18 protein-coding genes and 1 pseudogene are annotated in these 24581 nt (G+C 53.1%); 12 read left to right on the top strand and 7 right to left on the bottom strand.

Annotated elements, in window-relative coordinates; all coding sequences use genetic code 11:
- Positions 1 to 363: 363 nt before the first annotated feature.
- Positions 364 to 798 (top strand): annotated as a pseudogene (locus HB631_RS00455) (transaldolase family protein); the annotation flags it as partial.
- Between the two features lie 40 nt (positions 799 to 838).
- On the top strand, positions 839 to 1831 hold the full coding sequence (locus HB631_RS00450; RefSeq protein ID WP_213989193.1) for a Gfo/Idh/MocA family oxidoreductase: 993 nt from the start codon (positions 839 to 841) through the stop codon (positions 1829 to 1831).
- A gap of 105 nt (positions 1832 to 1936) precedes the next feature.
- On the opposite strand, the gene HB631_RS00445 is transcribed toward HB631_RS00450, so the two are convergent.
- The 4 genes from HB631_RS00445 to HB631_RS00430 all read right to left on the bottom strand — a co-directional run bounded on the left by HB631_RS00445 (position 1937) and on the right by HB631_RS00430 (position 7665).
- Entirely contained in the window at positions 1937 to 2926 is a 990-nt protein-coding gene (locus HB631_RS00445; RefSeq protein ID WP_213989192.1) for an aldo/keto reductase, read from the bottom strand.
- A gap of 299 nt (positions 2927 to 3225) precedes the next feature.
- On the bottom strand, positions 3226 to 3933 hold the full coding sequence (locus HB631_RS00440; protein ID WP_213989191.1) for a GntR family transcriptional regulator: 708 nt from the start codon (positions 3931 to 3933) through the stop codon (positions 3226 to 3228).
- 492 nt (positions 3934 to 4425) lie between these two features.
- A complete protein-coding gene (locus HB631_RS00435) occupies positions 4426 to 5964 on the bottom strand; it encodes an altronate dehydratase family protein (protein ID WP_213989190.1) in 1539 nt (512 codons plus the stop codon).
- Between the two features lie 519 nt (positions 5965 to 6483).
- Entirely contained in the window at positions 6484 to 7665 is a 1182-nt protein-coding gene (locus tag HB631_RS00430) for a beta-propeller fold lactonase family protein (RefSeq protein WP_255556653.1), read from the bottom strand.
- 750 nt (positions 7666 to 8415) lie between these two features.
- Here HB631_RS00430 and HB631_RS00425 point away from each other — a divergent pair.
- The 9 genes from HB631_RS00425 (at position 8416) to HB631_RS00385 (ending at position 19510) form a co-directional block, all read left to right on the top strand.
- Complete coding sequence (locus tag HB631_RS00425) at positions 8416 to 9594, top strand: mandelate racemase/muconate lactonizing enzyme family protein (protein ID WP_213989189.1); 1179 nt, start codon at positions 8416 to 8418, stop codon at positions 9592 to 9594.
- 21 nt (positions 9595 to 9615) lie between these two features.
- Positions 9616 to 10923 carry an SLC13 family permease gene (locus HB631_RS00420; protein WP_213989188.1) on the top strand — a complete coding sequence of 436 codons (1308 nt, stop codon included), beginning with the start codon at positions 9616 to 9618 and terminating at the stop codon, positions 10921 to 10923.
- A gap of 226 nt (positions 10924 to 11149) precedes the next feature.
- On the top strand, positions 11150 to 12835 hold the full coding sequence (gene ilvD / locus HB631_RS00415) for a dihydroxy-acid dehydratase (protein WP_213989187.1): 1686 nt from the start codon (positions 11150 to 11152) through the stop codon (positions 12833 to 12835).
- Between the two features lie 41 nt (positions 12836 to 12876).
- Entirely contained in the window at positions 12877 to 14244 is a 1368-nt protein-coding gene (locus tag HB631_RS00410; RefSeq protein ID WP_213989186.1) for an FAD-dependent oxidoreductase, read from the top strand.
- A gap of 32 nt (positions 14245 to 14276) precedes the next feature.
- The gene (locus HB631_RS00405; protein ID WP_213989185.1) at positions 14277 to 15179 is read left to right on the top strand and encodes an NAD(P)-binding domain-containing protein; all 903 of its coding nucleotides are present in this window, start codon (positions 14277 to 14279) and stop codon (positions 15177 to 15179) included.
- Positions 15176 to 15949: an aldolase/citrate lyase family protein gene (locus tag HB631_RS00400; protein WP_213989184.1), complete on the top strand. Its 774-nt coding sequence runs from the start codon at positions 15176 to 15178 to the stop codon at positions 15947 to 15949. Before HB631_RS00405 ends, HB631_RS00400 begins: the two co-directional genes overlap by 4 nt.
- A gap of 84 nt (positions 15950 to 16033) precedes the next feature.
- Positions 16034 to 17407 (top strand): MFS transporter, encoded by a 1374-nt coding sequence (locus tag HB631_RS00395; protein ID WP_213989183.1) that lies wholly within the window; start codon positions 16034 to 16036, stop codon positions 17405 to 17407.
- A 13-nt stretch (positions 17408 to 17420) separates the two neighbouring features.
- Positions 17421 to 18467 (top strand): mannonate dehydratase, encoded by a 1047-nt coding sequence (gene uxuA / locus HB631_RS00390; protein ID WP_213989182.1) that lies wholly within the window; start codon positions 17421 to 17423, stop codon positions 18465 to 18467.
- Between the two features lie 224 nt (positions 18468 to 18691).
- Entirely contained in the window at positions 18692 to 19510 is an 819-nt protein-coding gene (locus HB631_RS00385) for an NAD(P)-dependent oxidoreductase (RefSeq protein ID WP_213989181.1), read from the top strand.
- A gap of 125 nt (positions 19511 to 19635) precedes the next feature.
- On the opposite strand, the gene HB631_RS00380 is transcribed toward HB631_RS00385, so the two are convergent.
- The 3 genes from HB631_RS00380 to HB631_RS00370 all read right to left on the bottom strand — a co-directional run bounded on the left by HB631_RS00380 (position 19636) and on the right by HB631_RS00370 (position 23199).
- Positions 19636 to 20949 carry an MFS transporter gene (locus tag HB631_RS00380; RefSeq protein ID WP_213989180.1) on the bottom strand — a complete coding sequence of 438 codons (1314 nt, stop codon included), beginning with the start codon at positions 20947 to 20949 and terminating at the stop codon, positions 19636 to 19638.
- A 185-nt stretch (positions 20950 to 21134) separates the two neighbouring features.
- Positions 21135 to 22085, bottom strand: a complete 951-nt coding sequence (locus HB631_RS00375; RefSeq protein WP_213989179.1) for a 2-hydroxyacid dehydrogenase — start codon at positions 22083 to 22085, stop codon at positions 21135 to 21137.
- Between the two features lie 121 nt (positions 22086 to 22206).
- Entirely contained in the window at positions 22207 to 23199 is a 993-nt protein-coding gene (locus HB631_RS00370) for a substrate-binding domain-containing protein (RefSeq protein WP_213989178.1), read from the bottom strand.
- 477 nt (positions 23200 to 23676) lie between these two features.
- On the opposite strand from HB631_RS00370, the gene idnO reads away from it, so the two are divergent.
- A complete protein-coding gene (gene idnO, locus HB631_RS00365) occupies positions 23677 to 24441 on the top strand; it encodes a gluconate 5-dehydrogenase (protein ID WP_213989177.1) in 765 nt (254 codons plus the stop codon).
- Positions 24442 to 24581: the final 140 nt, after the last annotated feature.

Raw genomic sequence — 24581 nt, 5'->3', positions numbered from 1 at the left:
TGGACGTTATTATTTGTTGAATTTAACGGCGAACTTCCATAGTGGTAAGCCCGGCAATCCCGCCATGTTTTCGGTTGGGATTGTCACGGGAGAAGTTTCTATCGGTTGTCATTTTGATAACTTTAACTTTTTAATCGGGGAATGGGATCGGGGCAAAACACCCCGTACTAACCTGTAGCAGATGACGCTCTTTTCACCTCGCAATGGCAATTAGCGCGCTGAACAGCAGGGCGACATACATTCGCGCATGTAAAACATCTTGCACCGAAGGGATAAAACGGCGGGTAAACAGGATGCCCGGAAGACCCATTATAAAAAGTCGGACCCACTGTTTATGAGCTTGAACACGTTCCGTCGCCATGCACCATCATTGATGATTTGGTAGTGAAAGTTCCTGTCACCAGTGAGGGCCTTGCGGCAATCAAAATGCTGAAAAGCGAAGGCATCCCAACCTTGGGCACCGCTGTCTACGGCGCGGATCAGGGCCTTTTGGCCGCGCTGGCCGGTTCCGAATATGTTGCACCGTACGTGAATCGTGTTGATGTTCAAGGGGGCGACGGTATTCAAATGGTGTCCGAACTGCAAAGCCTTTTAAAACTGCATGCACCTTTTGCGAAAGTCCTGGCCGCAAGTTTTAAAACCTCACGCCAGGCGCTTGATTGTCTGTTGGCGGGATGTGAAGCGATTACGTTACCTGTTGATGTTGCGGAGCAGTTTATTTCTGCTCCGGCGGTAACAGCGGCGATAGAAAAATTCGAAAACGACTGGCGTCAGGCTTTTGATAATGTTTCATTATAGGGTGAGCCGCATAGTGTGTTAACGAACTGAGGAGACAACAATGAACACGTCGCTTGGCTGGGGTATTCTCGCTACCGGAGGGATCGCTGAATTGTTTACCCATGATCTCGTCGCGTCCGGACTGAAGGTGGTGGCGGTTGGCTCCCGATCGGAGGAGAAAGCCAGAGCTTTCGCCCAACGGTTCGGCATCCCAAAGGCCCATGGCGGTTACCAACAGCTAGTCTCGGATCCTGACGTTGATATTGTCTACGTGGCGACGCCCCATCCGCAGCACCTGGACGCAGCCCTGCTTGCGCTGGAAGCCGGCAAACATGTCCTTATTGAGAAGCCGTTCACGTTGAATGCCGGTGAGGCCGGGAAAATCGTCGGGCGCGCACGGGAAAAGCACCTGATCGTACTGGAGGCCATGTGGACGCGCTTCCTGCCGCACATGAAGCGGATCCGCGAAATCATTGACTCCGGCGTCCTGGGCACATTGCGATCGGTGTCGGCTGAACATCGTCAATTCTTGCCGACGGATCCTAATCACCGCCTGAATGCGCTGGAACTTGGCGGCGGAGCGCTCCTTGATCTCGGCATTTATCCTGTCTCATTTGCCTTCGATATTCTGGGTGCTCCCGAGTGTATCCTGGCGACTGCCCGTTTCAAGGATACGGGTGTCGATGCCGAAATCGCCACAATCATGCAGCATAAGGGTGGTGCGATTTCAACCACCGTATCCGCCCTTGACTGCGCCGGCCCCAATGTCGCCGTTGTGTATGGTTCGAAGGCACGTATTGTCATCGCACCCGTTTGGTACACCCCCACTTCATTCCGCCTTGAAGATTACCAGGGCAATGTGCTCGAAGAATACGCGGAGACGGTGGCCGATCGCGGAATGCAGTTTCAGGCATTTGAAATGGAACGCCTGGTGAGAACGGGAACCGCCTCGACGATTATGCCCCCTGACGAAAGTGTCCTTATTATGGAAACGCTGGATACCATAAGAAAGCAGATCGGTCTGGTCTACCCCGGAGAACAGCGGGAGCGATAACGGCATGCGCCTTCGCCCCATGGTTCCGGCGATAGCGTCACGCGCCTTCGCCCAAAAGCCCCGCCGCAGCGGGACCCGCTCAGGGTACATGCCCCGGCGTTTTAGTCAGCGGCCGACGTTTTTCTGCAAATGTGACGGATAACGATCGCCCTGCACGTTGATTTTCGCCACGGCGCTGTTGATATCGTTCAGCTCGCCGGCTGTCAATCGAATGTCCACGGCCCCCAGGTTTTCCTCCAGGCGGTGCAGCTTGGTGGTGCCCGGGATCGGCACAATCCAGGGTTTTTGCGCCAGCAGCCAGGCAATGGCTATTTGCGCGCGCGTCGCTTCCTTGCTGGCCGCCAGAGAGCCGATGACCTCCACCAGGGCCTGGTTGGCATCACGCGCCTCCTGGCTAAAGCGTGGCAGCGTGTTGCGAAAGTCGTTGCTGTCGAAGGTGGTATCCTTATTAATGGCACCGGTAAGGAACCCCCTGCCCAGCGGGCTGAAGGGCACAAAACCAATGCCCAGTTCCTCAAGGGTCGCCAGGATTTCCGTCTCCGGCTCCCGCCACCACAAGGAATATTCGCTCTGTAATGCGGTAACATGCTGGACCGCGTGGGCCTGGCGGATGGTCTGCGCCCCCGCTTCGGACAGGCCGAAATGTTTCACTTTACCTTCTTTAATCAATTGCTTGACCGTGTCGGCCACATCCTCGATAGGCACATTGGGGTCCACGCGATGTTGATAAAGCAGATCGATAACGTCGGTCCGCAGGCGTTTAAGCGACGCCTCCACCACCTGCCTGATATGCTCCGGCCGGCTATTGAGGTTCTGTTTCCCATCCGTGCTCGGCAGTTCGAAGCCAAACTTGGTGGCGATAACCACCCGATCGCGAAAAGGCGCCAGCGCTTCACCCACCACATCTTCATTGGTATACGGGCCGTAGACTTCCGCCGTATCAAAAAAGGTCACCCCGCGTTCCACCGCGGCGCGGATAAGCTTGATGGCCTCCGACCGATCTTGCGCCGGGCCATAGGCATGGCTCAGGCCCATACAGCCCAGGCCGAGAGCGGATACTTCCAGGTTACTGTTGCCAAGTTTTCTTTTTTGCATGTTTTTTTTCTCCGTCAAGAATTATGACATCGGGTTCTGAGATAGGGAATATGCCGCCGAGTGGAAACCTCAACCGGTTATTGATAAACCACGTTAGCAGAACCCAGCTCCGGGAAGTAGCGAACTGGCGAGAATGCTCTTATGAAGGGAATTCATAAATAGGCGTTAATCAGCAAAGCACCAACAGGGTAGTTTGCGCTTCGCCTCTGCCCGACTGTTACTGTGCATGGTACAACGCATGCGCGTTTTGGGAGAAACAGACCGGCGACGATATCTCCGTGCGTAAAGAACAGCGTGGACTAATCGATTTCCTTGTCGACGTGCTGAACGATGAGGTCCACCACCCGCCCGCTGTTTTTAGCCGCCAAGGCCTCAAGAATATTCAGATGTTCCTGATGCAGCACGATTTTCTTTTCCGGGACAAATCCATATTCGTTCCACGCGCTGATCCAGAGCTGATGGATCTGCTGCTGCAGATGGGACAGGATAACGTTCTGATTGAGCTCAGCCACTTTACTTTCAAAGCTTAAATCCAGGCCGCCGTTCTCGTCATTCTCTTCATCATCGATAAAGTCGCGCGCGTTATCCTCTATAAGGGTGCGTAACTGGTTAATGCCGCCACGATTGGATTTGCGTGAATACTCTTCAAATATGGCGCGCTCGATGCCTGCCCGCGCCACGATCAGTTGCTGCATAAACTCTTTGGTGACGCCGGCGCCTGGCTGAAGGTAGATGCCCACGCCCGGGTGGGGAGCGCGATTGTGGGTCAAATAGGTGCCGCTGCCGACGCGGGTTTCCAGCCGGCCCGAGGCCTCAAGCACTTTCAGCGCCTGACGGATGGATGTACGGCTGACGCCCAGGCTTTCCGATAATTCGCGCTCCGACGGTAACCTTTCACCGGCATTAATGTTACCACTGTCCAGCAGATCGCTGAGCTGTTTGATTATCGTTTGAAATACGTCGGTACGTTTAATCGGAACCATCGAAAATTTATTTTTATCTGGCATGTCCTTGTTCCCCTCCGAGCAGAAATACTCATCCATGGCAAATCAGCGGGATAACCACCGTCTGTGACATCGCAAAGATGACTAGCGCGACTCTGTTTTACGTTTATGCAATTTCACCCGACACGTATAAATCCCAAGCCACTTTCGGTTGGACAACTCTTATAATACCAAAAAAAATCATCACCGTCGGTGCTTTCATCGCCGCACGCCCCACCGCATCGTTCTATCATTGCCGGCGCCAGGAGTAAACCGGTTGCTCCCATGACGATAAAAACAGGTTTCCGGCTGAAAACATGGCACAGCCACCCCATCAGCGGGGTGAATATCGCAATGGTGAGATAGGCGGCGCTGTTGAATATCGCGCCGGAAATACCCCGCTCGCCGGATCAAAATGAGTTATTTTTTTATACCGATATTGATAACGTAATATCGCCAAAGTTGTTGTTTTTAATTATTACACTCCGGCATTATTAACCGGCACGTGATAGTTAATTATGCCAGTACGCCGATGGGCCAGGGCACAAACTCGTTTTCACCCATGCCCAAGGCCTCACTTTTGCTCTCTTCCCCTGAGGCGACGCGCAGGATCTTTTCGAAAATCAGCTGACCCATTTCCTGGATGGTTTTTTCACCGTCAATCACCACGCCGCAATTAATGTCCATATCCTCTTCCATACGATTATACATCGGGGTATTGCTGGCGAGTTTGATACAGGGCGAGGGTACCGAACCAAAACAGGATCCCCGGCCGGTGGTAAAAGTAATCAGGTTGGCGCCGCCGGCTATTTGGCCGGTGGCGGAGACCGGATCGTAGCCGGGGGTATCCATAAACACCAGGCCGTGCTCCGTCACCGGCTCCGCGTATTTATACACCGCCATCAGCGGCGCGTTACCGCCCTTCTTGGCGCCGCCGAGGGACTTTTCCAATACATTGGCCAGACCGCCCGCGTTATTGCCCGGGCTGACCCGGCCATTGATCTGGCAGTCGCGTCCTTCATTGTATTTCAGCCACCAGTTGATGCAGTCCACTAGCTTTTGCCCCACCGCCGGCGTCACCGCCCGCGCGGTAAGCGTGTGCTCGACGCCGAAGATTTCCGTGGTTTCCGAAAGAATGGCGGTGCCGCCATGGCGCACCAGAATATCCACCGCCGCGCCCAACGAGGGATTGGCGGACAGGCCCGAAAATCCGTCGGAGCCGCCGCACTGCATACCGATGCAGATATGTTCGGCGGAAACGCTCTGGCGGCTATAGCTGTTGGCCTTCGGCAGCATGGCGTAAACGTCTTCGATGCCTTTCTCTATGGTTTTGCGCGTGCCGCCGGTATCCTGGATCACCAGCTTGCACAGGGTATCACTCTCTTCCAGCCCCATCTGCTCAAAAAAACCGTGGATATTGTTGCGCTCACAGCCGAGCGCCACCACCAGCGCGGCGGCGGTGTTGGGATTGCGCACAAAACCGGCCAGGGTGCGCCGCAGCAAATCCATCGGCTCGCCGGTCATTTCCATACCGCAGCCCAGCTCATGGACAAAAGGCACCACGCCGTCCACATTGCCGTATTCGGCCAGACGCTCCTCGGTAAAATAGTCGGCAATCTTGCGCGCCACGGAGGCACCGCAATTGCCCACCACAAATACGCCGATATAATTGCGCGTGCCCACCTTGCCGTTTTCGCGGACAAAACCCTGGAAAGTGGCGCGCTTATCCTGCGGCAGGTAATCGGTCGGATGGTAGTTCTGGCTAAAGGCATAATCCCGGACAAAATTATCAAACAGGATGTTATGACTGTGCATCCAGGTGCCGGGGGGTGTATCTTCGCCGGCAAAACCGATAACGGTATTGTATTTCAATACCGGCTCTCCTTTGGCGATGAATCGCGTGGCGATTTTATGACCCATAGGCACTGATTGCAGGGCAACCACGTTTTCGGCGTCAATGCAGCTACCGGCGGCAATTTCCTCAGGTGCAACGACGACGTTATCACGCACATCTAATCGGATAACGCGACACCCTTCCGATAAGTTATTATTCATTTTATTCTCCGTTTTTCGGCAACGGCTACCTCGTCAATTAAGGCAGCGGCATAACCTCGGTATCAGATCAGGAATACGCAGAGGACGCATGCTGGAGTTCGGCGACGGTCAATCGCTTTCGCCGTGGGTTTAAACATCCCCTTACGCCTCTGTCAATATGAGCATTCGGCATAATCACTATCTTGCAAAATTGATAAGTTGTCTAGCCAGTTTAGGACGATAAAACGTCGACTGAACCACAAATTTAAAACATACTCAACGCTATTCGCTCCGGTCTTGGCAACTGCAGGTACGGCATTTCCCAGGCTCACATCGAAAAATAGTATGTTTATTTCTATCTAATGGATAATATTAATAAAAAATATCGTTAACATTTTTTCAGCGGCGGCATTTTCACCCGCCGCCCTGGGTGTCCTCTTGGTCGTTGTATCTGCTCCGGGTCGTCATTTTATGGCAGATTATGACTTTATTTCTGATTCCGATCTCACGAATCTCTTAATTAATTGGTAAGACAACCTGTCAATTTTGTTCTACTATTTCAACCCAATTGGCATCTTTTCCCGCCGGTGCCTCGCCGGCACGTGTCAGACTACCGAGTTGAGCGTCGATACCATAAACACCGATAGTCGCACTTTTTTCGCCGGAAACCACCAGCCAGCGGCCGCGAGGGTCAATGGCAATACCCCTCGGCTGTTTTTCAACATCAAATGTATTGATATAACTGAGTTTTCCGCTGTCAATAGCCACCCGATACGCTGTAACGGTACTGCTGGTACGCTCCGTGGTATAGAGAAAACGACCGTCCGGGGTGATTTTGATATCTGCGGCCCAGATGCGCGGCGTATCGTCAATCTTCTCCCCTTGGCCTAGTGCCGGCCGCACCAGTCCTTTCTGTAGATGATATTTTCCGGGTACGCCCTCGATGATTTCCTGCCGGGTGAGATTTCCGTCGGTACGATCGATAGCGTACCGGGTCACGGTACCGGTCAGCTCGCTGAGGGAGTAGAGGTTATTACCGTCGGGAGATACCGTTGAATGGCGCGGACCTGAACCGGTGGGCGCCTGTACAAATCCCGAGCCGATGGGCGTGAGTTGTCCGCTACGCTCGTCAAAGGCGAATTGCAGCACGCGATCGACTCCTAGATTACCTACGTAGACAAACCGGTTGGTGACATCGGAAATTACCGAGTGGGCGTGCGGGCCGGTCTTAATAGTTTGCAGTGTTTTACCGGCCGCCACACCCTGGGGACTGATGGGGGAAACGGCCACCACATCGCCGTCAAACGATGCGCCGAACAGATAATTACCGCGCCGATCGGTGGAAATATAGGCCATGCTGGCACTGAGCGGTGCGGTGGCAATCCGATCAAGGAAACCGCTCCCGCCGTCGATGCGATATGTCACCACGGAATAAGGCTTAGAACGAACCGCCGCATAAAGATGTTTTTTATCGGGGCTGACCGCCATAGGCATCACCAATTGACCCGCGGGAGTATTACGTAAAAAAGTTAAGGCTCCCTTTTGGGTATCGAGGCGATAATCGGATATGGTTCCGTCCAGCGCGTTGGAAACATAGACAAAGGTATCTGCATGCAGCGACGGGCTGGAGAAAACACCGGCCATACCGACAATAAGCGCGGCCACGGTGGGCTTGGACATTAGGGTTTTGGTCATAATTACAGAAGAATAAGCGAAATTCATTTTAAACTTCCTTGAGGGCATTTAAGACCGGTGTCGGTTCGATCATCGCTGCCGAAACGGTCCACCGGGACAGGAAACCGGTGGCATACCGGCGTCGCAATGAATACATCGCACCGCTGATTACCGGACCGGTGTCTACCCATTGAATATCCATTAATTTGGCAAGTTGTCCATCCACTTAAATAGTAACTGTTAGCGTCCGCATATTTTTGGGCCACCCGAGTGTCGAGGATCACTATATGGTCCTTGTGCAATCCCTTAACACCAGACGGGTCACACAGTATGCTGGATGGATAAAATAAGGGTTATATCTTGCCAAAAAACATAAAGGGTTCAGTTATTCGTTGCCGTCATCCCCATGCGTATGAACCAAAACGCAACCGGACCAGCAAGTTAGTGATGATTTTGTGGACTACCTCAAACTTTTACCTTCATAACTGGATGGACAACTTACCTATAATCATCAATAGTGTGAACTGAGTAATTCCTCAGTCACGGCAAGGATTACCGCGATGCGCTGCAACAAGACACGACGGGTTTTCAACGGTGCTCCGCTGTGTAAGAAAGCCTCGGTAATCCCTATAGCTGTCGGCAGGACATATGTCCGCCCGCGCCTGTCAGAGTCCGGCAACGGCAAAAATATAGCGTAATATGCTGAATTTAAGAAAGATAATTTGCTTATGCTTTTACCGGCACGGGAGTCCTATTGTCCGAATAATGTCTTACCCTCCATCTTATATGAGAACGGAAATGAAAATTACGCATATTCAAACCTTACCCTTGCAGTTTTTGTGTGAAAACGTCATTGGCGATGCCTTATCCACCGTCAATAAACGCCAGGCTGTCCTGGTCAAGATTGAAACAGACAGCGGCCTTTATGGTATCGGCGAAGCGTTCACTTATGGCAGTGCACTCGATGTGACGCAATGCATTATCGAGAAACAATTTGCCCCGGCATTGATCAACGAAGACCCGCTGAATATCGAATGGCTATGGCAGAAACTGTTTTGGCGCAGCGTAATGCACGGCAAACGGGGCATGGTGATGGGGGCGATGAGTGGTATTGATATTGCCCTATGGGATATTTTAGGCAAAGCGGCCAATTTGCCCATATATAAATTGCTTGGCGGTTTCAGTAATAAAGTCGCTACCTATGCAAGCGGCGGTTTTTATGCGCCGGGGAAAAACCTGACGGCACTGAAAAAGGAAATGGAGACCTATATGGCGCAAGGATATCGTGCGGTAAAAATAAAAATAGGCCGCAATATTGACAGTCTGACCGGCCCGCTGAAATATATGCCCTCGCAGGCGTTTGGTGAGACCGCGGCAGGGGATCTTATGCGGGTGGAAGCGGTGAGGGAATCCATTGGCGACAGCCAGTTGTATGTTGATATGAACGCAGCCTGGAGCGCCAAAACCGTTATTGCCCACCTGTCTGAACTTGACCGGCTGGGCGTTTCATGGATTGAAGAGCCCACATTGGTGGATGACCTTGAAGGCTGCGTCCGCATTGTCCGCAGTTTGCCGGACAGGATGTCCCTGGTGGGATTTGAAACCGAACAGGGACTGGGTAACTTTAATAAATTGATTAAAAACTGCGCGGTGGACATTATACAGCCCGACATCGGCTGGACCGGCGGTTTTAGTGAATGTAAAAAAATCGCCGCCTTGTCACAGGCCAATGGCCGTGCAGTTTCGCTTCACTCGTTTGGCTCAGCGGTACACTTCGCCGCCAGTCTGCAGATGTCTGCTTCGCTATCCAATGTCGAACGTATGGAGTCCGAAGAAAACAATAATCCACTCAAAAGCGATATCACCCTTACGCCGTTTATTCATGACGAACAGATGAATTTTCATCTCACGGATGCGCCCGGGCTCGGCATTGAGCTTGACTGGAATAAAGTTGAACAGTATGCGGTTAAATCCTGACTGAAGGAACGAGGAATTATCATGATCAGTATTATTGGCTTACTTCTTTCAGTATTGACCATCATTATTTTAGTCTATCGTGGACTCAATACCATTCCGGTATCGATTATTGCCTCACTGGTGATCATTATTACCAACGGCATGGATCCTTGGCCCACATTTACCGATGACTACGGGCTGGCAATGAAAAACTTCGCCGGCAGTTATTTCCTAATGTTTGTGCTAGCGGCTATTTTCGGCGCCATGATGGACCGCAGCGGCGCGGCGTTCTCTATTGCATATTGGTTGATGAAAAAAATAGGCAAACAGCGCGTCATATTGATTATTTTCCTCACCACGCTGATATTAACCTATGCCGGCATCAGTACCTTTCTGGTTGCCTTTACGCTTTATCCTATTGCTATCGCGCTCTTCCGGGCAGCGGACATCCCGAAAAAAATGTTCCCCGGCGCCGTGCTGGCGGTTGCCGCCACGATAACCATGACCATGCTGCCTGGAACACCATCGATTCAAAACGTTATGCCGACCCAATATTTCGGCACGACCATTTTTTCAGCCCCGATTATCGGCATCGTCTGCTCTGTATTGACCTTCTATCTCAATTATCTTTACCTGGTTAAACAACAAAAGAAGCTGGCGTTGGCCGGCGAGCATTTTGTTCCCGGCGCTAATGACTCCACCGTCAACCTTGAGCAAAGCAGTACGTCTGATTTTCCCGGATTGATTCCCTCGTTAATACCGATTATCGCCTTGTTGATCGCTCTTTTTGCATTAAAAGGGGTGGTTGAGTCAATCTATTCGGTGATTATCGCCATGGCGGTGTCCATAGTGATGGGTTTGATACTGTTTCGTCACCGGCAGTCCCTGAGCGATGTGCTGAATAATGGCTCCAAAAACGGTATCATCGCGCTGATTGTCACCGCGTCGGTGGTGGGGTTTGGCGGCGTGGTCAAAAATGCGCCCGCCTTTCATTCCTTTATAGATCTGGTTAATAGCTTAACCTTTGACCCCTTTGTGTCATCAGCCATTTCCATCAACATTTTCTCCGGGATCACCGGGTCCGCCGCCGGCGGACTGGGCATTTTCCTCACCGCGCTGGGGGCCAAGTTCGCCGCCGCTAATGTCAATATGGATGCGCTGCACCGTATCGTGACGATGTCCTCCGGCGCCCTGGACGCCATGCCCCATTCCACCGGCGCGGTGGTTGCCAGTTCCATCGCCGGACTGGAGGTCAAGGAAACCTATAAATACATTTTTGTCACCTGCGTGCTGGTCCCGCTGCTGGCCGTTGTGCTGGCAATCGTGATGGCGGAAATGGGTGTTGTTTAACCGGAGGCACATTTTCGTTAGATACATTTACGTTAATTGGTCCATCCAATTGACGTAAAATCTTCTGTTTCACACTGAGCACCCGCACATCCCGGCATCAAAATTGCTTTAAATAACGTATTTGTGCACCAGTTCAACTTTTTCACTCATAAGTGGATGGACAACACACCATTAATATTGAATAGTGACGCATGCCATAACCACATTCATTTTAAGGAATACCCTGATGTATAGAAGTAATTTCAAACCCGGATCCACCCGCTGGGCTGTGCGCCGCAGCCAGTGGCGCAGCATGGGCATCAGCGACGAAGATATGTTGAAACCGAAAATCGCCGTGATTAATACGTCCAATTCCCTGTCGTGTTGTTATATCCATCTGGACGAGATCTCCAAAAAGGTCCAGGAGTCCATTCGCGCCGCCGGCGGTCTGCCCTTTGAAATACGCACCGTCGCACCGAGCGACTTTGTCACCAGCGCCGGTAAAAAAGCCCGTTACCTGATGCCCACCCGCGACCTTATTGTGAATGAAATCGAGGTGATGGTGGAAGGCGCGGTCCTCGACGGCATGATTTGCTTGTCTTCCTGCGATAAAACCACCCCGGCGCACCTGATGGCCGCCGCGCGCCTCAACGTTCCCTCGCTGCTGCTGACGTGCGGCTATCAGATTGGCGGCAAGTGCCACAGTGAAAAATTTGTCGATATCGATGATGTCTACGAGTCCATCGGCGCGGTGGAAACCGGCAGCATGACCCTCGAGGAGCTGACGGATATGACCGAGTCCGCCATTCAGTCTCCGGGGGTTTGCGCCGGTCTGGGTACCGCCAACTCAATGCATATCGTCGCCGAAGCGCTCGGCATGTCGCTCTCCGGCAATTCGCCCATCTGGGCCAACAGCCGTCGTTTGCGCGAGTACGCCCAAGCCGCGGGTAAACGAATTGTCGAACTGGTGGAACAAAATATCTGCCCGCGCGATATTCTCACCGCCCAGGCAGTGGAAAACGCCATTATGACCGTACAGGCGGTGGGTGGTTCGGTGAATACCGTGCGGCACATTTCAGCCGTCGCAACCGAAGCGGAACTGCCGATTGACGTGGTGGGCCTGTATGAGTCGTTATCCGATAAAATCACCCTACTGACGGCGGTCCGCCCTAACGGCCCTTACCGCACCGAAGATCTGGATGTGGCCGGGGGTACGCCGGGGGTATTGTCACGCCTGAAAGACTCATTACATCTGGACTGCCTGACGGTAAACGGAAAAACGGTGGGTGAAAACATCGCCACGGTGGTAGTGAAAAATAGCGAGGTGATCCGCCCGCTGGACAACCCCATCAGCACACGTCCCGGCGTCGCGATTTTCCGCGGCAACATGGCACCCGAAGGCTCTATCGTCAAACTCTCAGCCGTACCGGCCGAACTGCATGAATTTAAAGGTCCCGCCAATATTTTTGACGGTGAAGACGAGGCCATTACCGCCTTGGGTAACGGAAAAATCCAGCGAGGCGACGTGGTTATCCTGCGCAATATGGGCGTTATGGGCGGGCCGGGCACGGTGTTTGCCGCCAGCTTTGTCGCGGCCCTCAACGGCGCCGGTATCGCGCAATATGTTGCGGTGGTCACCGACGGCGAGCTTTCAGGCCTGAACCGCGGCATCGTGGTGGGGCAATTAATGCCCGAGGCGGCGGCCGGCGGCCCGCTGGCGGTTGTCAGACAAGGCGAAACCGTGATTATCGATGTGGACAAACGCCGCATCGATGTGGATATCAGCGCGCTGGAGCTGAAACAGCGATTAAGCGACTGGCAACCACTGCAACGCGAACCGGACGGCAGCTGGTTATCCCAGTATGGCCAACTGGTTCAGCCCATCGCCCAAGGCGCGGTGCTGGGTAAGCGCAAGATCCACAACAATAACTGACGGTGATGGATACGCTGGCGTGGGACAACGCAGGTGTATTGATGGAAAAAAAAGCAACCGGCTGGAAGTACCGCCGTTGTTCCCCCGATGAAAGGAGCCTGGAGATGACTGTTTTTCATGAAAATGCACGGGATCTGCCGATCGCCTGTCAAGTGGATGTGCTGGTCGTCGGCGCCGGCCCATCGGGCGTCGCCGCCGCGACTGCCGCCGCCAGGGCCGGCCGGGATACCATGATAATTGAACATTATGGCTTCTGCGGCGGTATGGCGACCGCCGGCATGTCGGGAGCCATCTGCGGATTGTTCAGCTCGGGTAAAACCGGCAAACCACAGCAATTGGTGGACGGTTTTGCCGGTGAGTTTTATCACCTCCTCAAACAGCGCCGGGCGGTGAGCGCCCCCTTCCCGTTCGGCGACACCGCCCTGGTGGTGCATGATCCCCATGTCTGGAAGGAAATCGCCGATGACCTGCTGGCGGAAAGCGGCGTCAAAGTGCTGTTCCATACCCAGATGACCGAGATCATCATGGAAGACGGTGCCGTGGCCGGGGTGATTATTGAAAACAAGAGCGGCCGGCAGGTGATTTTGGCCAAACGGTTTATCGACGCCACCGGTGATGGTGATTTATGCGTTAAAGCCGGCGTGCCGCATACCGTCGGACGCAATGGCATGGTGCAGTACCCGACCATGGTGTTCCGTATGAGCAATGTGGATATCCCTCATGGTATCGGCCATCCGGTGCCGCAATTGGAGGCTTGGGTAGACGAAGCCCGGCGCCAGGGCTATCACCTGCCGCGCCGGCACATTTACCTGTTGCCCTCCCCTCGTCCGGATGAGGTGATGTGCAATGTCACCAGCATTTTGCGCGATGACGGCCGGCCGATTGATGCCACGAACGCAGGGGATCTCACCTGGGCTGAACAGCGCGGACGCAAACAGGTACGGGAATATGAACGATTCCTGCAAAATTTTGTGCCCGGCTTTGAGCACGCCCGTCTAAACGATGTCGCCACTCAGATTGGCATCCGCCAGAGCCGCACCATCGTCGGACAAGTGACCCTGACCAACGATGATGTGTTTCATGCCCGCAAGAGCCAACGCTCGGTCGCCAAAAGCGCCTGGTGTATCGAGGCGCACAATAAAGACGGCATCTTTATGTTTTATCTCGATAACGATTATTACGACATTCCTTATGACACCCTTCTGCCGGAATCCGTGCCGAACCTGATCGCGCCCGGCCGCATATTATGCGCGGAGCATGAGGCCCTGGCCTCGGCGAGGGTCACTGCCCAGTGTTTCCTGACGGGCTATGCCGCCGGAACGGCGGCGTCATTATCGCTTAAAACCTCGGTTCCTTTTGATGGGGTGAACGTCAACGAACTGCGGTCCATTATTGAATACTCAATGTGAATAACGCTGACAACATTTAACGGAGAAAAACCATGAAACCAGTTTTAGGCTTTATCGGCCTGGGCATTATGGGCAAACCCATGGTGCGGAATTTACTGTCGGCGGGTTATGAGGTACATGTTTACAGCATCCTGGCACAGGACATCAACGAGGTTACAGCCGACGGCGCCAAAGGTGAAAGCGGTAATCTGGCGGTCGCCCGTCAGGCCGACATCATTATCACCATGGTGCCGAATACGCCGCAGGTGGAAGAAGTGCTGTTCGGCAACCAGGGCGTAGCCGAGGCGCTGGACAAAGGCAAAGTGATTATTGATATGAGCACCATATCATCCCTGGCGACCCGCGATTTTGCCGAACGGGTCAAAAAAACCGGCGCCAGCATGCTGGATGCACCGGTCAGCGGCGGCGATAAGGGCGCGAAAAGCGGTAGCCTGTCAATCATGGTGGGCGGCGATGCGGACGTGTTTGCTCGCTGCCTGCCGATTTTAGCGGTATTAGGCACACGCATCACCCACGTCGGCGGCAACGGTGCCGGTCAGGTGGTGAAATCCTGCAACCAGGTACTGGCGGCGGCGACCATGGCGGCACTGGGCGAGGCACTGGTGATGGGCACCAAGGCCGGCGTTGATCCCGCCAGGATTGTTGAGGTCCTCTCCGCCGGCTACGCCCGCTGCGGCGCGCTGGATATCCGCGGCGCGCAGATTCTTGAGCGTAACTTCGAACCCGGCTTTATGACTCGCCTGCAATATAAGGATTTGGGCCTGGCGATGGAATTAAGCAAAGGCATCGACGTGCCGATGCCCATTGCCGGCATGGTACACGAACTCTATAAAACATGCATGGCGCAGGGTACGGGCACAGAAGATCATTCCAATATTATCAAGGTGTTCGAACAGATGGCCGGTATTGAAGTAAAAAGAGGAACCCGGTCATGATAGATCCACAGTGGAAACAGCGGCTCTATGATGGACCATTACAAGGCTGTTTTGTCACCTTTGCCTCGGCGGAAATCGCCGAACTTACCGCAATGATTGGCTTTGATTTTCTGCTGATTGACAATGAACACGGCAATATGAACCCGGAGACCCTGGAAGATATGGTTCGGGCCTCCCACGCCGTGGACGTGCCGGCCATTGTGCGGGTGCCGTTCAACCGCCATGAATACATGCGAAAAGCGCTGGATTTCGGCGCCAACGGTGTCCAGGTGCCCCTGGTGGACAGTGTCGCCGGGGCGGCGTCCGCGGTTGCGGCCTGCCACTTTCCGCCGCGCGGCGAACGCGGGGTGGCTTTTCTGCCTCGTGCCGCCCGCTACGGTATGTGCGGCAATAAAGCGCAATATCTGGCCCAAGCGGACGCCAATAAACTGGTATCAGTGCATATTGAAACGCCGGAAGCGGTAAAAAATCTCGAGGCGATTTTAGCGGTTGAAGGCATTGACGTGCTGTTTGTCGGTCCGGGTGATTTAGCCATTTCCATGGGACATGCCGAAAATCCGAATCATCCGGAGGTATTGGATACCATGGAGAAATGTATTCGGACCATTCGACGTCACGGACGCATCGCGGGCACGTATGTCGGTGATGCTGAACGTTCGCGTTTGGCTATCGAATGGGGCGCCACCTATTTGGTTACCGCAATTACTCCTTATATGGTACAAGGCGGGATTAACTATTTACGCGAAACTCGAATATCGATGAATAAATAATTTATCAAATAACGGACCGGTAAAAAAATAATACCTGCACGCCGGCCACTCTACCCTTACATGTTTTTTCGAAGGTGAATTCTAATGAATTCTCAGGTTACACGTACCCGAAAACGATTCGTCATGCTGGCATTAATAACTTTTGTGCTGGCATTAGCCACCGGCGATCGGGCCACTTTGTCCATTGCCGGTTCAAGTATGCAAAGCGATTTACATATCAGCTCAGTCCAAATCGGTTATTTATTTTCCGCTTTTAGCTGGGCTTATGTGATCAGTATGACGCCCGCAGGCTGGATCGTGGATAAGATAGGTTCCAAGCGCGCCATGTTCTTTGGCATAGCCTGCTGGTCGACGGTGACCTTAATGATGGGGTTGGTCAGTTATATCGCCTCGGTTTTTATGACGCTATTGATGCTGCTCTTTTTACTGGGCATCAGCGAATCACCGGTGGGCCCGACCGCCGGGCGGGTCATCGCCGCCTGGTTTCCCTCCGCTGAGCGTGGGGTGGCGGGAGCGGTCTTTAATAGCGCGCAATATGCCTCGCTGGCCATCTTTACCCCGCTGATGGCCTGGCTGTGTCATGACTATGGCTGGGATCACGTTTTCCTGGTCATGGGCGGTATCGGCCTGGTGGTTGCGCTTTTCTGGTGCTTGCTGTTTTTTGTTCCGTCAAAACATCCATCGGTAAATCAGTCGGAATTAGCTTTTATTCGGCAAGGTGGCGGATTAACAGACCTTGATATGAATCTTGATGCCGTTAAAGCCGCTGGCGAAAAGAAAAAGGGCGCCTCTCTACACGACGTTGCCCAATTATTCAAAAGCAGAATGTTAGTCGGTATTTTTATCGGACAATATTGTATTACCGCCATTACCTGGTTCTTTATGTCTTGGTTCCCGATTTACCTGGTGAGAGAACGCGGATTTACTATTCTTCATGCCGGTTTCATGGCCGCTATCCCGGCAATATGCGGCCTGGTCGGCGGCGTTTCCAGCGGATTTATATCCGACTGGCTGCTAAAAAAAACCGGCAATCTGAGTCTTGCCAGAAAAATCCCCATTACTGTCGGCCTGACGCTGAGCGCCAGTATGATGCTGTGTAATTATGTCAATTCCGAGACGGTGGTGATTATTCTCATGAGCGCCGCGTTCTTCGGCAAAGGATTCGGCTCCCTTGGCTGGGCGGTCGTCGCGGATACCGCGCCGAAGGAAATTATCGGCACCACCGGCGGCCTGTTTAATTCCCTGGGCAATGTGGCGGGAATTATTACCCCGGTGGTCATCGGCTATATCTTGCAAAGCACCGGTTCATTCAAGATTGCCCTGATTTATGTCGGCGCCCACGGCATTGTCGCAGTACTGAGTTACTGGTTGATTGTCGGCAAAATTCGGCGTCTGCAACTCACGTCGACGGTTGCCGGCAATATGCCCCCCTTACAGCTCTCAAAAAAAAATAAATAACCCGGAGGTTATCATGAAAATTATTTTTCGTTGGCACGGCCAGGAAGATCCGGTTTCTCTGCAATATATCAGCCAGATCCCCGGTCTTTACGGTATTGTTTCATCCCTGTACAAACAGCCGCTGGGCACCGTCTGGCCGGAGGAGAGCCTGCTGGATATCAAGCGCCAAGCCGCCGCGCACGGGCTGAAATTTGACGTGGTGGACAGTTTTCGCATCCATGAAGATATCAAGCTGGGCAAACCCGGCCGCGACCGGCTGATTGCCGAGTATTGCGAAAATTTACACATATTGGCCCGCTGCGGCATCAAGATTATCTGTTATAACTTTATGCCGGTATTTGACTGGACCCGCACCAACCTGGCCTATCCCCTGCCGGACGGCTCAAATACCCTCGCCTTCGACAGCGCCACCATCGATGCCATCGATCCCCGCCAAGGTATCGAACTGCCGGGCTGGGGCGCCAAGTATGCGCCGGCGCAACTCCAGCGATTGTTAGCCGATTATGCAAACGTGGATGAGGAAAAGCTCTGGCAACATCTGGAATATTTCCTGCAAAAAGTGATCCCGGTGGCTAAATCACTGGGGCTGAAACTGGCCCTGCACTCCGACGATCCGCCGCGCAAAATATTTGGTCTGCCGCGTATTCTTAAGAACATCGACGATCACCGTCGCCTGCTGGATATTATCGACGATCCCACCAACGGACTGACGGTTTGCACGGGTTCCCTGGGCTGTGATGTGCGCAATAACCTGCCCGATATTATCAATGAGTTTGCCGCTCGTGACCGGGTGCATTTTGTCCATTTCCGCAATGTGAAGGTCAGCAGTAATGGCGATTTCTATGAATCGGCCCATCCCAGCGCCTGTGGTTCGCTGGATATGGGGGCCATTATGGCCGCGCTTTATGATGCCAAATACCAGGGATATATCCGCCCGGATCACGGACGCATGATTTGGGGCGAAACGGGCGTGCCGGGCTACGGCCTGCATGACCGGGCCATGGGCATTATGTATATGCAAGGGCTGTGGGAAGGACTGGAGAAGGCCAACTCCCGCTAAGTCATTGGCGTAGGTTTGCCGTTGACGCCGCCGGGGATAATAATATGGGCCGGTCGCAACTTCAGTATGCCGATATTGTCATGGCCTTTACCGCAGCTTATGCTAAAGATGTGCATTTATTGGGCGCATTAAGACGGTTGCGGCAAACGCATCATTGACAGTACCCGCATGGCGATGCGGAGCGAAGTTGCCGCATCGCATGCGCCGGCATCGAAGGAGATGATATGAAAATTGCTCTGAGCGGTGCCAGCGGCAATCTCGGCAAGGTGATACGTCCTGAACTTCTGCGCCAGGGGGTCGAATTGCGATCTGCGGGCGGCCATAAATGTCCTAAACCTTTTGCAGCGAATGAAGATGTCATGTGCGGTGATTTACGTGATCCCCTGGTAGTGGACCGTTTGCTCAAAGGGGTTGATATCCTTCTGCATTTCGCCGGCAGCAGCGTTGAGGGCCCTTTGGCGGGCATTATTGACAATAATTTGACCGCCCTGGCGGCGATATATGAAGGTGTGCGTCGTCACCATGTCAAACGCGTTGTATTTGCCAGTTCTAATCATGCCATCGGTATGTATCCCGTTGATGAGAAGCTGGATATCCACTGCGCCGTACGACCAGACGGGTTTTATGGATTAAGCAAAGTGTGGGGCGAAGCCCTGGCGCGTATGTACTGGGATAAACATGGCGTTGAAACCATCTGCATCCGTATCGGTAGTTGCATCCCTAAACCGACTGAAGTCAGGCACCTCAGCACGTGGCTATCCGAGGACGATCTATTACGCTTGTTATCTTGTTGTATTACGGCCGAGGAGGTCGGGTTTTGTATCGTCTGGGGGGTGTCCGATAATAGCCGCACCTATTGGGATAACTCGGCAGCGGAACGATTGGGATTCCACGCCCAGGATAATGCCGAACAGTATGCCGCGGAAATCACCGCACTGGCATCACGCACTTTGACTGAAAATCCACAGTATCAAGGCGGAAGCTTTGCATTGATGAATTATACGCCCCCCGGCGAGCGGGGAAAGACTTCACGCAGTGGGTAGCACCGGCCCTGAATTCACCATCAAAATGGATGATGGATAATTCCGTTGATTTTGGCCGGTGCGGTTCGCCGGGGAGTGTGTTTATGAAGGCCGGCGCAGCGATATGTCGCTAACCCGCAGTGCGCTTACGACCGTTTAATACTGTTCAAAGTATCCAGGGGGATATTTTCTACCCGGCTGGAATCCGGATCGCATTCCTTAGGCAACCAAAGGGTGATCAGACCGGCAATGGTCAACGAACCGGCCAATACGCACACCGCCACGCTCTGGCCGTAGAAATAGATCATCACGCCGACGATATAAGGCCCGCAGAAGCCGCCCAAATTACCCAAGCCATTGATCACCCCGCGCGCGCTGCCCGCCACTTCCGGCGCCGCAATCCGGCCGGGAATACTCCAGAAGGGACTGGTGGCCGCCTTGAGGAAGAAACCGCAAATCACCAGGGACATATAAGATGCCGGTACATTTTGCCGAAACAGCACCGAAGCCAGCAGACCGGCGGCAAAACAAAATAATGACAGCATGATAAAGGCACGGCGTTTACCGGTTTTATCCGACAGGAAAGAAATAACATAAATGCCCAGAATGGTCGCCACAAACGGCAGGATGGCCAATAAGCCCACCGAAGCCATATTCGCGCCGGTCAGGTTTTTCAAAATCGTCGGCAGCCACAGGGTATAGCCATAATCTCCGGTCTGGTAAAAGAAATTCAGCAGTACTAATTTTACCAACCCTTTATTACGGAAAACGTCGGCCAGCGGCGCCTTGGATACCGCTTTATCCAGGCTGCGCGCAGCCTTTTCCCGCGCCAGCTCCCCCACCAGATAATCCCGTTCGGTGGCTGACAGCCACTTCGCTTCCTGCGGACGATCGCTTATCAGGAACCACCACAGGGTAAGCACCACGATTGACAGCAGGCCTTCAAGAATAAACAGCCAGCGCCAGTCCAGGACGTTAATAATATAACCCGACACCGGTGCGGTAAACATGCCGCCGATGGGGGCGAACATCATGACAAAGGCGTTGGCGCGACCGATCTCTTTTTCCGGGAACCAGTTGCTGACCATGGTTAATACCACCGGCAGCATACCGCCCTCGGAAACCCCGAGAATAAACCGTAATACCAGCAACTGATAATGGTTGGTGACAAATCCGGTTGAGATGGATACCACCGCCCAAGCGGTAAGGGAGCAAGCGATGAATTTCCGGCCGCTGCCATTAACGGCGGTCCGTCCGCCCGGGACTTGTAAAAACAGATAGCCGATAAAGAAAATACCGCTGGCCAAGCCCGCCATTTGGCTGGTAATACCCAGATCGCTTTCCATCCCGCCCGGCAGCGCAAAACTGATATTAACCCTGTCCATAAAAGAAATAATACAGGCAATTAATATCGGTACAATAACGCGTAACCAGCGGGCATTGGGGATTTTAGTATCCATAAATAACTCGCCTCATCAAAAATAGCCTGGTCCGTCGAGCCCGGATCAGGCATAAGGAAACCTATGGCCGGCGATCGCCAGGCCCGTTGAATAAGGGAATAAAGGCTCATGACCTTACCGGTGCGATGAGCTGATCATCAGGTCACTATAGAGGATCGTTGCCGGCACCCTGCGTCAATAGCTTATTAACTGATGGCGGTGGGCGCCGGGCGCCCGCTGAAATGAGCCTCGATATTGGCATAGACGATATCGCTCATCCGGATGCGGGTTTCCACCGTGGCGCTGGCCACATGCGGTTGCAGCACCACAATGTCCAGATCGATCAAATCCCGGGGGACATGCGGTTCGTCAGCAAACACGTCCAGCGCGGCGCCGCCAATCTGTTTATCGCGCAGCGCATCGATTAAATCGTCTTGATTCACCAGCGTGCCACGGGCGATGTTAATCAGCAGTGCATGCGCGGGCATCAGCGCGAATATGGATCTATTGATGATGCCGACGCTGCTTTGATCGCCGGAAATCGCTACGATCAGGAAATCATTGGCCGCCGCCAGGCTGGGCAGATCGGGCAAAAAATCGTATGGCAGGTGATCGAACCGCTGCCGGTCGGTGTAGGTGATCTGCATATCGAAACCGGCAGCCCGACGGGCGATGGCCTGGCCGATGCGCCCCATGCCGAAGATGCCCAGCTTTTTGCCGCTGACCTTCGAGGATAGCGGCATACTGCCGTGGGGCCATTTGCCGGCCCGAACAAAGCTATCGCCCTGGCATAGGCGGCGCGAGGCGGCCAGCAACAGCCCCATGGCCATATCGGCCACGTCGTCGGTGAGCACGCCGGGGGTGGTGGTAACGATTATGCCGCGACCGCGAGTATATTCCAGATCGACCGCATCGGTGCCGACGCCGTAAATAGCGATAATTTCAAGTCCGGGCAGCATGTCCAGCACCGCGTTGCGCACACCGATATCGCCACGGGTTACAATACCCTTGATCTCGTTACCCCGTTTCGCCAGGAATGCCGCCGTATCCTCACATTCAAACAGCTTATAGACCCGGTAATGGGCAGCCAGTTTTTCCATAAGCTCATCTTTCACCGGGGCCAGGATAAGGACCGCCTCAGTATCCACATTGTTCATGATTAATCACCTGATAAATAAGATGACGTAATCAAGCCTGTTTTCGATGCTTTATTTTGTGATGGAGATCTCTTTAAATTATGTTAACAAAACATGTTACTTGCAACGTGATCGGCAGCGGCTAAAGCGTGCCGCCCAAGGAGATGCGATAGTGCAAATCGACGTGTTCGATGGTGGGTATCCGTTTAATTTTTTTCAGTAAAATCTCGGCTGCCACTTTGCCCATTTCAAAGCGGGGGGTAATGACGCTTGCCAGCGACGGCGTGGTCACCAAACCGATATCCAGCCCGTGAAAACCGGATATGGCCATTTTCGCCGGCACGGCAATCTGCAAACGCAGGCACTCTTGCAATACCCCCACCGCGATATCGTCATTGGTGCAAAAGATACCGTCCGTTAATGGATACATCTGCCGAGCCAGCGATAACATACCGGCGCCTATGGACACCGACGACAGGGTATTGGGAGAAATATTGCGCGGGGTCAGGCCCGCATCCTCCATCGCCTTGGAGTAGCCCCGGTAGCGCTTCTGGTCGCGCACGTCCGACATGGAGCCAAAATAGACAATATTCCGTTTACCGCTGGCCAACAGGGTTGAGGTCATATCAAACGCCGCCTGGACGTTATCGAAACCCACCATAATGCGATTGGGCTGCGGATCAATATCCATCAGCTGGGCGATAGGAATATCCGCGGCATTCAAGTACTTATCGGCACGCAGAGTGTGTACCGATTCCGTCAGGATCAGGCCGGAAAGGTGGCAGGACAACAAATGGATAATCTGCCCTTCTTCCCGCTCATTATTATAGTCATAGTTAACCACCAGGGTTTGGTAGCCTTGGCTGGAGGTCACCGATTCAATACCGGCCAGCAAATCGGAAAAAATCTGATTATTAAACGAGGGAATCAAGATGCCGATACGCGGATTATGCGCGGCGGCGTAGATCATATTATCGGGATCGACGTTATAATTCACTTCCTCCATCACCTGCGCAATGCGGATGGCCGTGTCGGGCGCCACTTTATCCGGGGTGCGCAGGTAGCGACTGACGGTCATTTTCGTCACGCCAGCGAGCTGCGCAATATCCTGAAGCGTGACACGCTGAGCTTTCATGGGGCAAACCTTTGGCAGGGGCGGTGGTTAATGGTGAATTATGCACTGTTAATGACGCTGATGAAAATAGCGTTACGTTTGATTGATTCGATAACATCGTAAGTGTATAATTAAAAATTATATATATATCAATGAATTATCATCATAACTATCCACAATAAATATCTCTCCAGTGTCAAAAACCTCCCGCGACGTCGGGTATCCGCCTACCGGATCACGTTACGGGTAACAGCTTTTAGTAACATGTACTTAAGTGATCTTGATCACAGTTTAGCAGGCGCTAAAACGTTCTGATAACACTCAGTTTCCAAGACGACTTATCCGGTAGCTCGTTAGCGATAGAAGGAAAATTCGTTTTTGCTGAAGGTTTACCGGGGCGGTATACACCGCCGGCATTATCCCGTGGAAATTATTCGGGCGGGATAGGTAATTTCATTTTTGAAAAAACACTATTGATTTGGCTGGCAGGATTACTCCATGAAAAACTTATTTTCATTAAAAGGTAAAAAAGTTTTAATTACCGGATCGGCACAGGGTATAGGATTTCTCATGGCCGAAGGCTTGGCGGAATACGGCGCAGAGATCATTATCAATGATATTACCGCCGATCGGGCGGAAAATGCCGCCGCTCGACTGCGCGACGAAGGTTATATCGCCTACGCCCAGGCATTTAACGTCACCAGCCACCAAGAGGTGAATAATGCAATAGAACACATTGAAAATACCATTGGTGCCATTGATATTTTAATCAATAACGCCGGCATTCAGCGTCGTCATCCGTTTACAGAATTTCCGGAAAAAGATTGGGACGACGTTATTTCCGTGAATCAAAAATCAGTATTTTTGGTGTCACAGGCAGTGGCGCGTTTTATGGTAAAAAGACAGCGCGGAAAAATTATCAATATTTGCTCCATGCAGAGCGAATTAGGCCGGGACACTATCACGCCTTACGCCGCGTCCAAAGGAGCGGTAAAAATGCTGACACGCGGCATGTGCGTTGAGCTGGCCCGGCATAATATCCAGGTCAACGGTATCGCGCCGGGTTATTTCAAAACCGACATGACCAAAGCGCTGGTGGAAGACCAGCCGTTTACCGATTGGCTATGCAAAAGAACCCCTGCGGCCCGCTGGGGCAACCCGGAGGAATTGGTAGGTGCGGCGGTATTTTTGTCCTCCCAGGGATCGGACTTCGTCAACGGACATTTATTGTTCGTGGATGGCGGTATGGTGGTGGCGGTTTAAGACCGGCGCAGTTTACACAGGTGGTCCGTGCGGATCGCAATCAATATCAACACCACGGCGCAAGCGGTGGTTGACCGCCGCGCCGGCCAGTGGGCGCAGGTGCCGGCCTTTAGCCGGTGCGCCGGAACAGACAGAGGCTA

It is taken from the genome of Sodalis sp. dw_96, from assembly GCF_018449575.1.
Taxonomy (GTDB): domain Bacteria; phylum Pseudomonadota; class Gammaproteobacteria; order Enterobacterales; family Enterobacteriaceae; genus Acerihabitans.
This window is presented reverse-complemented; position numbering and strand designations above follow the sequence as displayed.

Bases quoted from the DNA above. Each gene is read 5' to 3' on its own strand.
- HB631_RS00450 (WP_213989193.1), top strand. From the start codon at position 839: ATGAACACGTCGCTTGGCTGGGGTATTCTCGCTACCGGAGGGATCGCT.
- HB631_RS00445 (WP_213989192.1), bottom strand. From the start codon at position 2,926: ATGCAAAAAAGAAAACTTGGCAACAGTAACCTGGAAGTATCCGCTCTC.
- HB631_RS00440 (WP_213989191.1), bottom strand. From the start codon at position 3,933: ATGCCAGATAAAAATAAATTTTCGATGGTTCCGATTAAACGTACCGAC.
- HB631_RS00435 (WP_213989190.1), bottom strand. From the start codon at position 5,964: ATGAATAATAACTTATCGGAAGGGTGTCGCGTTATCCGATTAGATGTG.
- HB631_RS00430 (WP_255556653.1), bottom strand. From the start codon at position 7,665: ATGAATTTCGCTTATTCTTCTGTAATTATGACCAAAACCCTAATGTCC.
- HB631_RS00425 (WP_213989189.1), top strand. From the start codon at position 8,416: ATGAAAATTACGCATATTCAAACCTTACCCTTGCAGTTTTTGTGTGAA.
- HB631_RS00420 (WP_213989188.1), top strand. From the start codon at position 9,616: ATGATCAGTATTATTGGCTTACTTCTTTCAGTATTGACCATCATTATT.
- ilvD (WP_213989187.1), top strand. From the start codon at position 11,150: ATGTATAGAAGTAATTTCAAACCCGGATCCACCCGCTGGGCTGTGCGC.
- HB631_RS00410 (WP_213989186.1), top strand. From the start codon at position 12,877: ATGGAAAAAAAAGCAACCGGCTGGAAGTACCGCCGTTGTTCCCCCGAT.
- HB631_RS00405 (WP_213989185.1), top strand. From the start codon at position 14,277: ATGAAACCAGTTTTAGGCTTTATCGGCCTGGGCATTATGGGCAAACCC.
- HB631_RS00400 (WP_213989184.1), top strand. From the start codon at position 15,176: ATGATAGATCCACAGTGGAAACAGCGGCTCTATGATGGACCATTACAA.
- HB631_RS00395 (WP_213989183.1), top strand. From the start codon at position 16,034: ATGAATTCTCAGGTTACACGTACCCGAAAACGATTCGTCATGCTGGCA.
- uxuA (WP_213989182.1), top strand. From the start codon at position 17,421: ATGAAAATTATTTTTCGTTGGCACGGCCAGGAAGATCCGGTTTCTCTG.
- HB631_RS00385 (WP_213989181.1), top strand. From the start codon at position 18,692: ATGAAAATTGCTCTGAGCGGTGCCAGCGGCAATCTCGGCAAGGTGATA.
- HB631_RS00380 (WP_213989180.1), bottom strand. From the start codon at position 20,949: ATGGATACTAAAATCCCCAATGCCCGCTGGTTACGCGTTATTGTACCG.
- HB631_RS00375 (WP_213989179.1), bottom strand. From the start codon at position 22,085: ATGAACAATGTGGATACTGAGGCGGTCCTTATCCTGGCCCCGGTGAAA.
- HB631_RS00370 (WP_213989178.1), bottom strand. From the start codon at position 23,199: ATGAAAGCTCAGCGTGTCACGCTTCAGGATATTGCGCAGCTCGCTGGC.
- idnO (WP_213989177.1), top strand. From the start codon at position 23,677: ATGAAAAACTTATTTTCATTAAAAGGTAAAAAAGTTTTAATTACCGGA.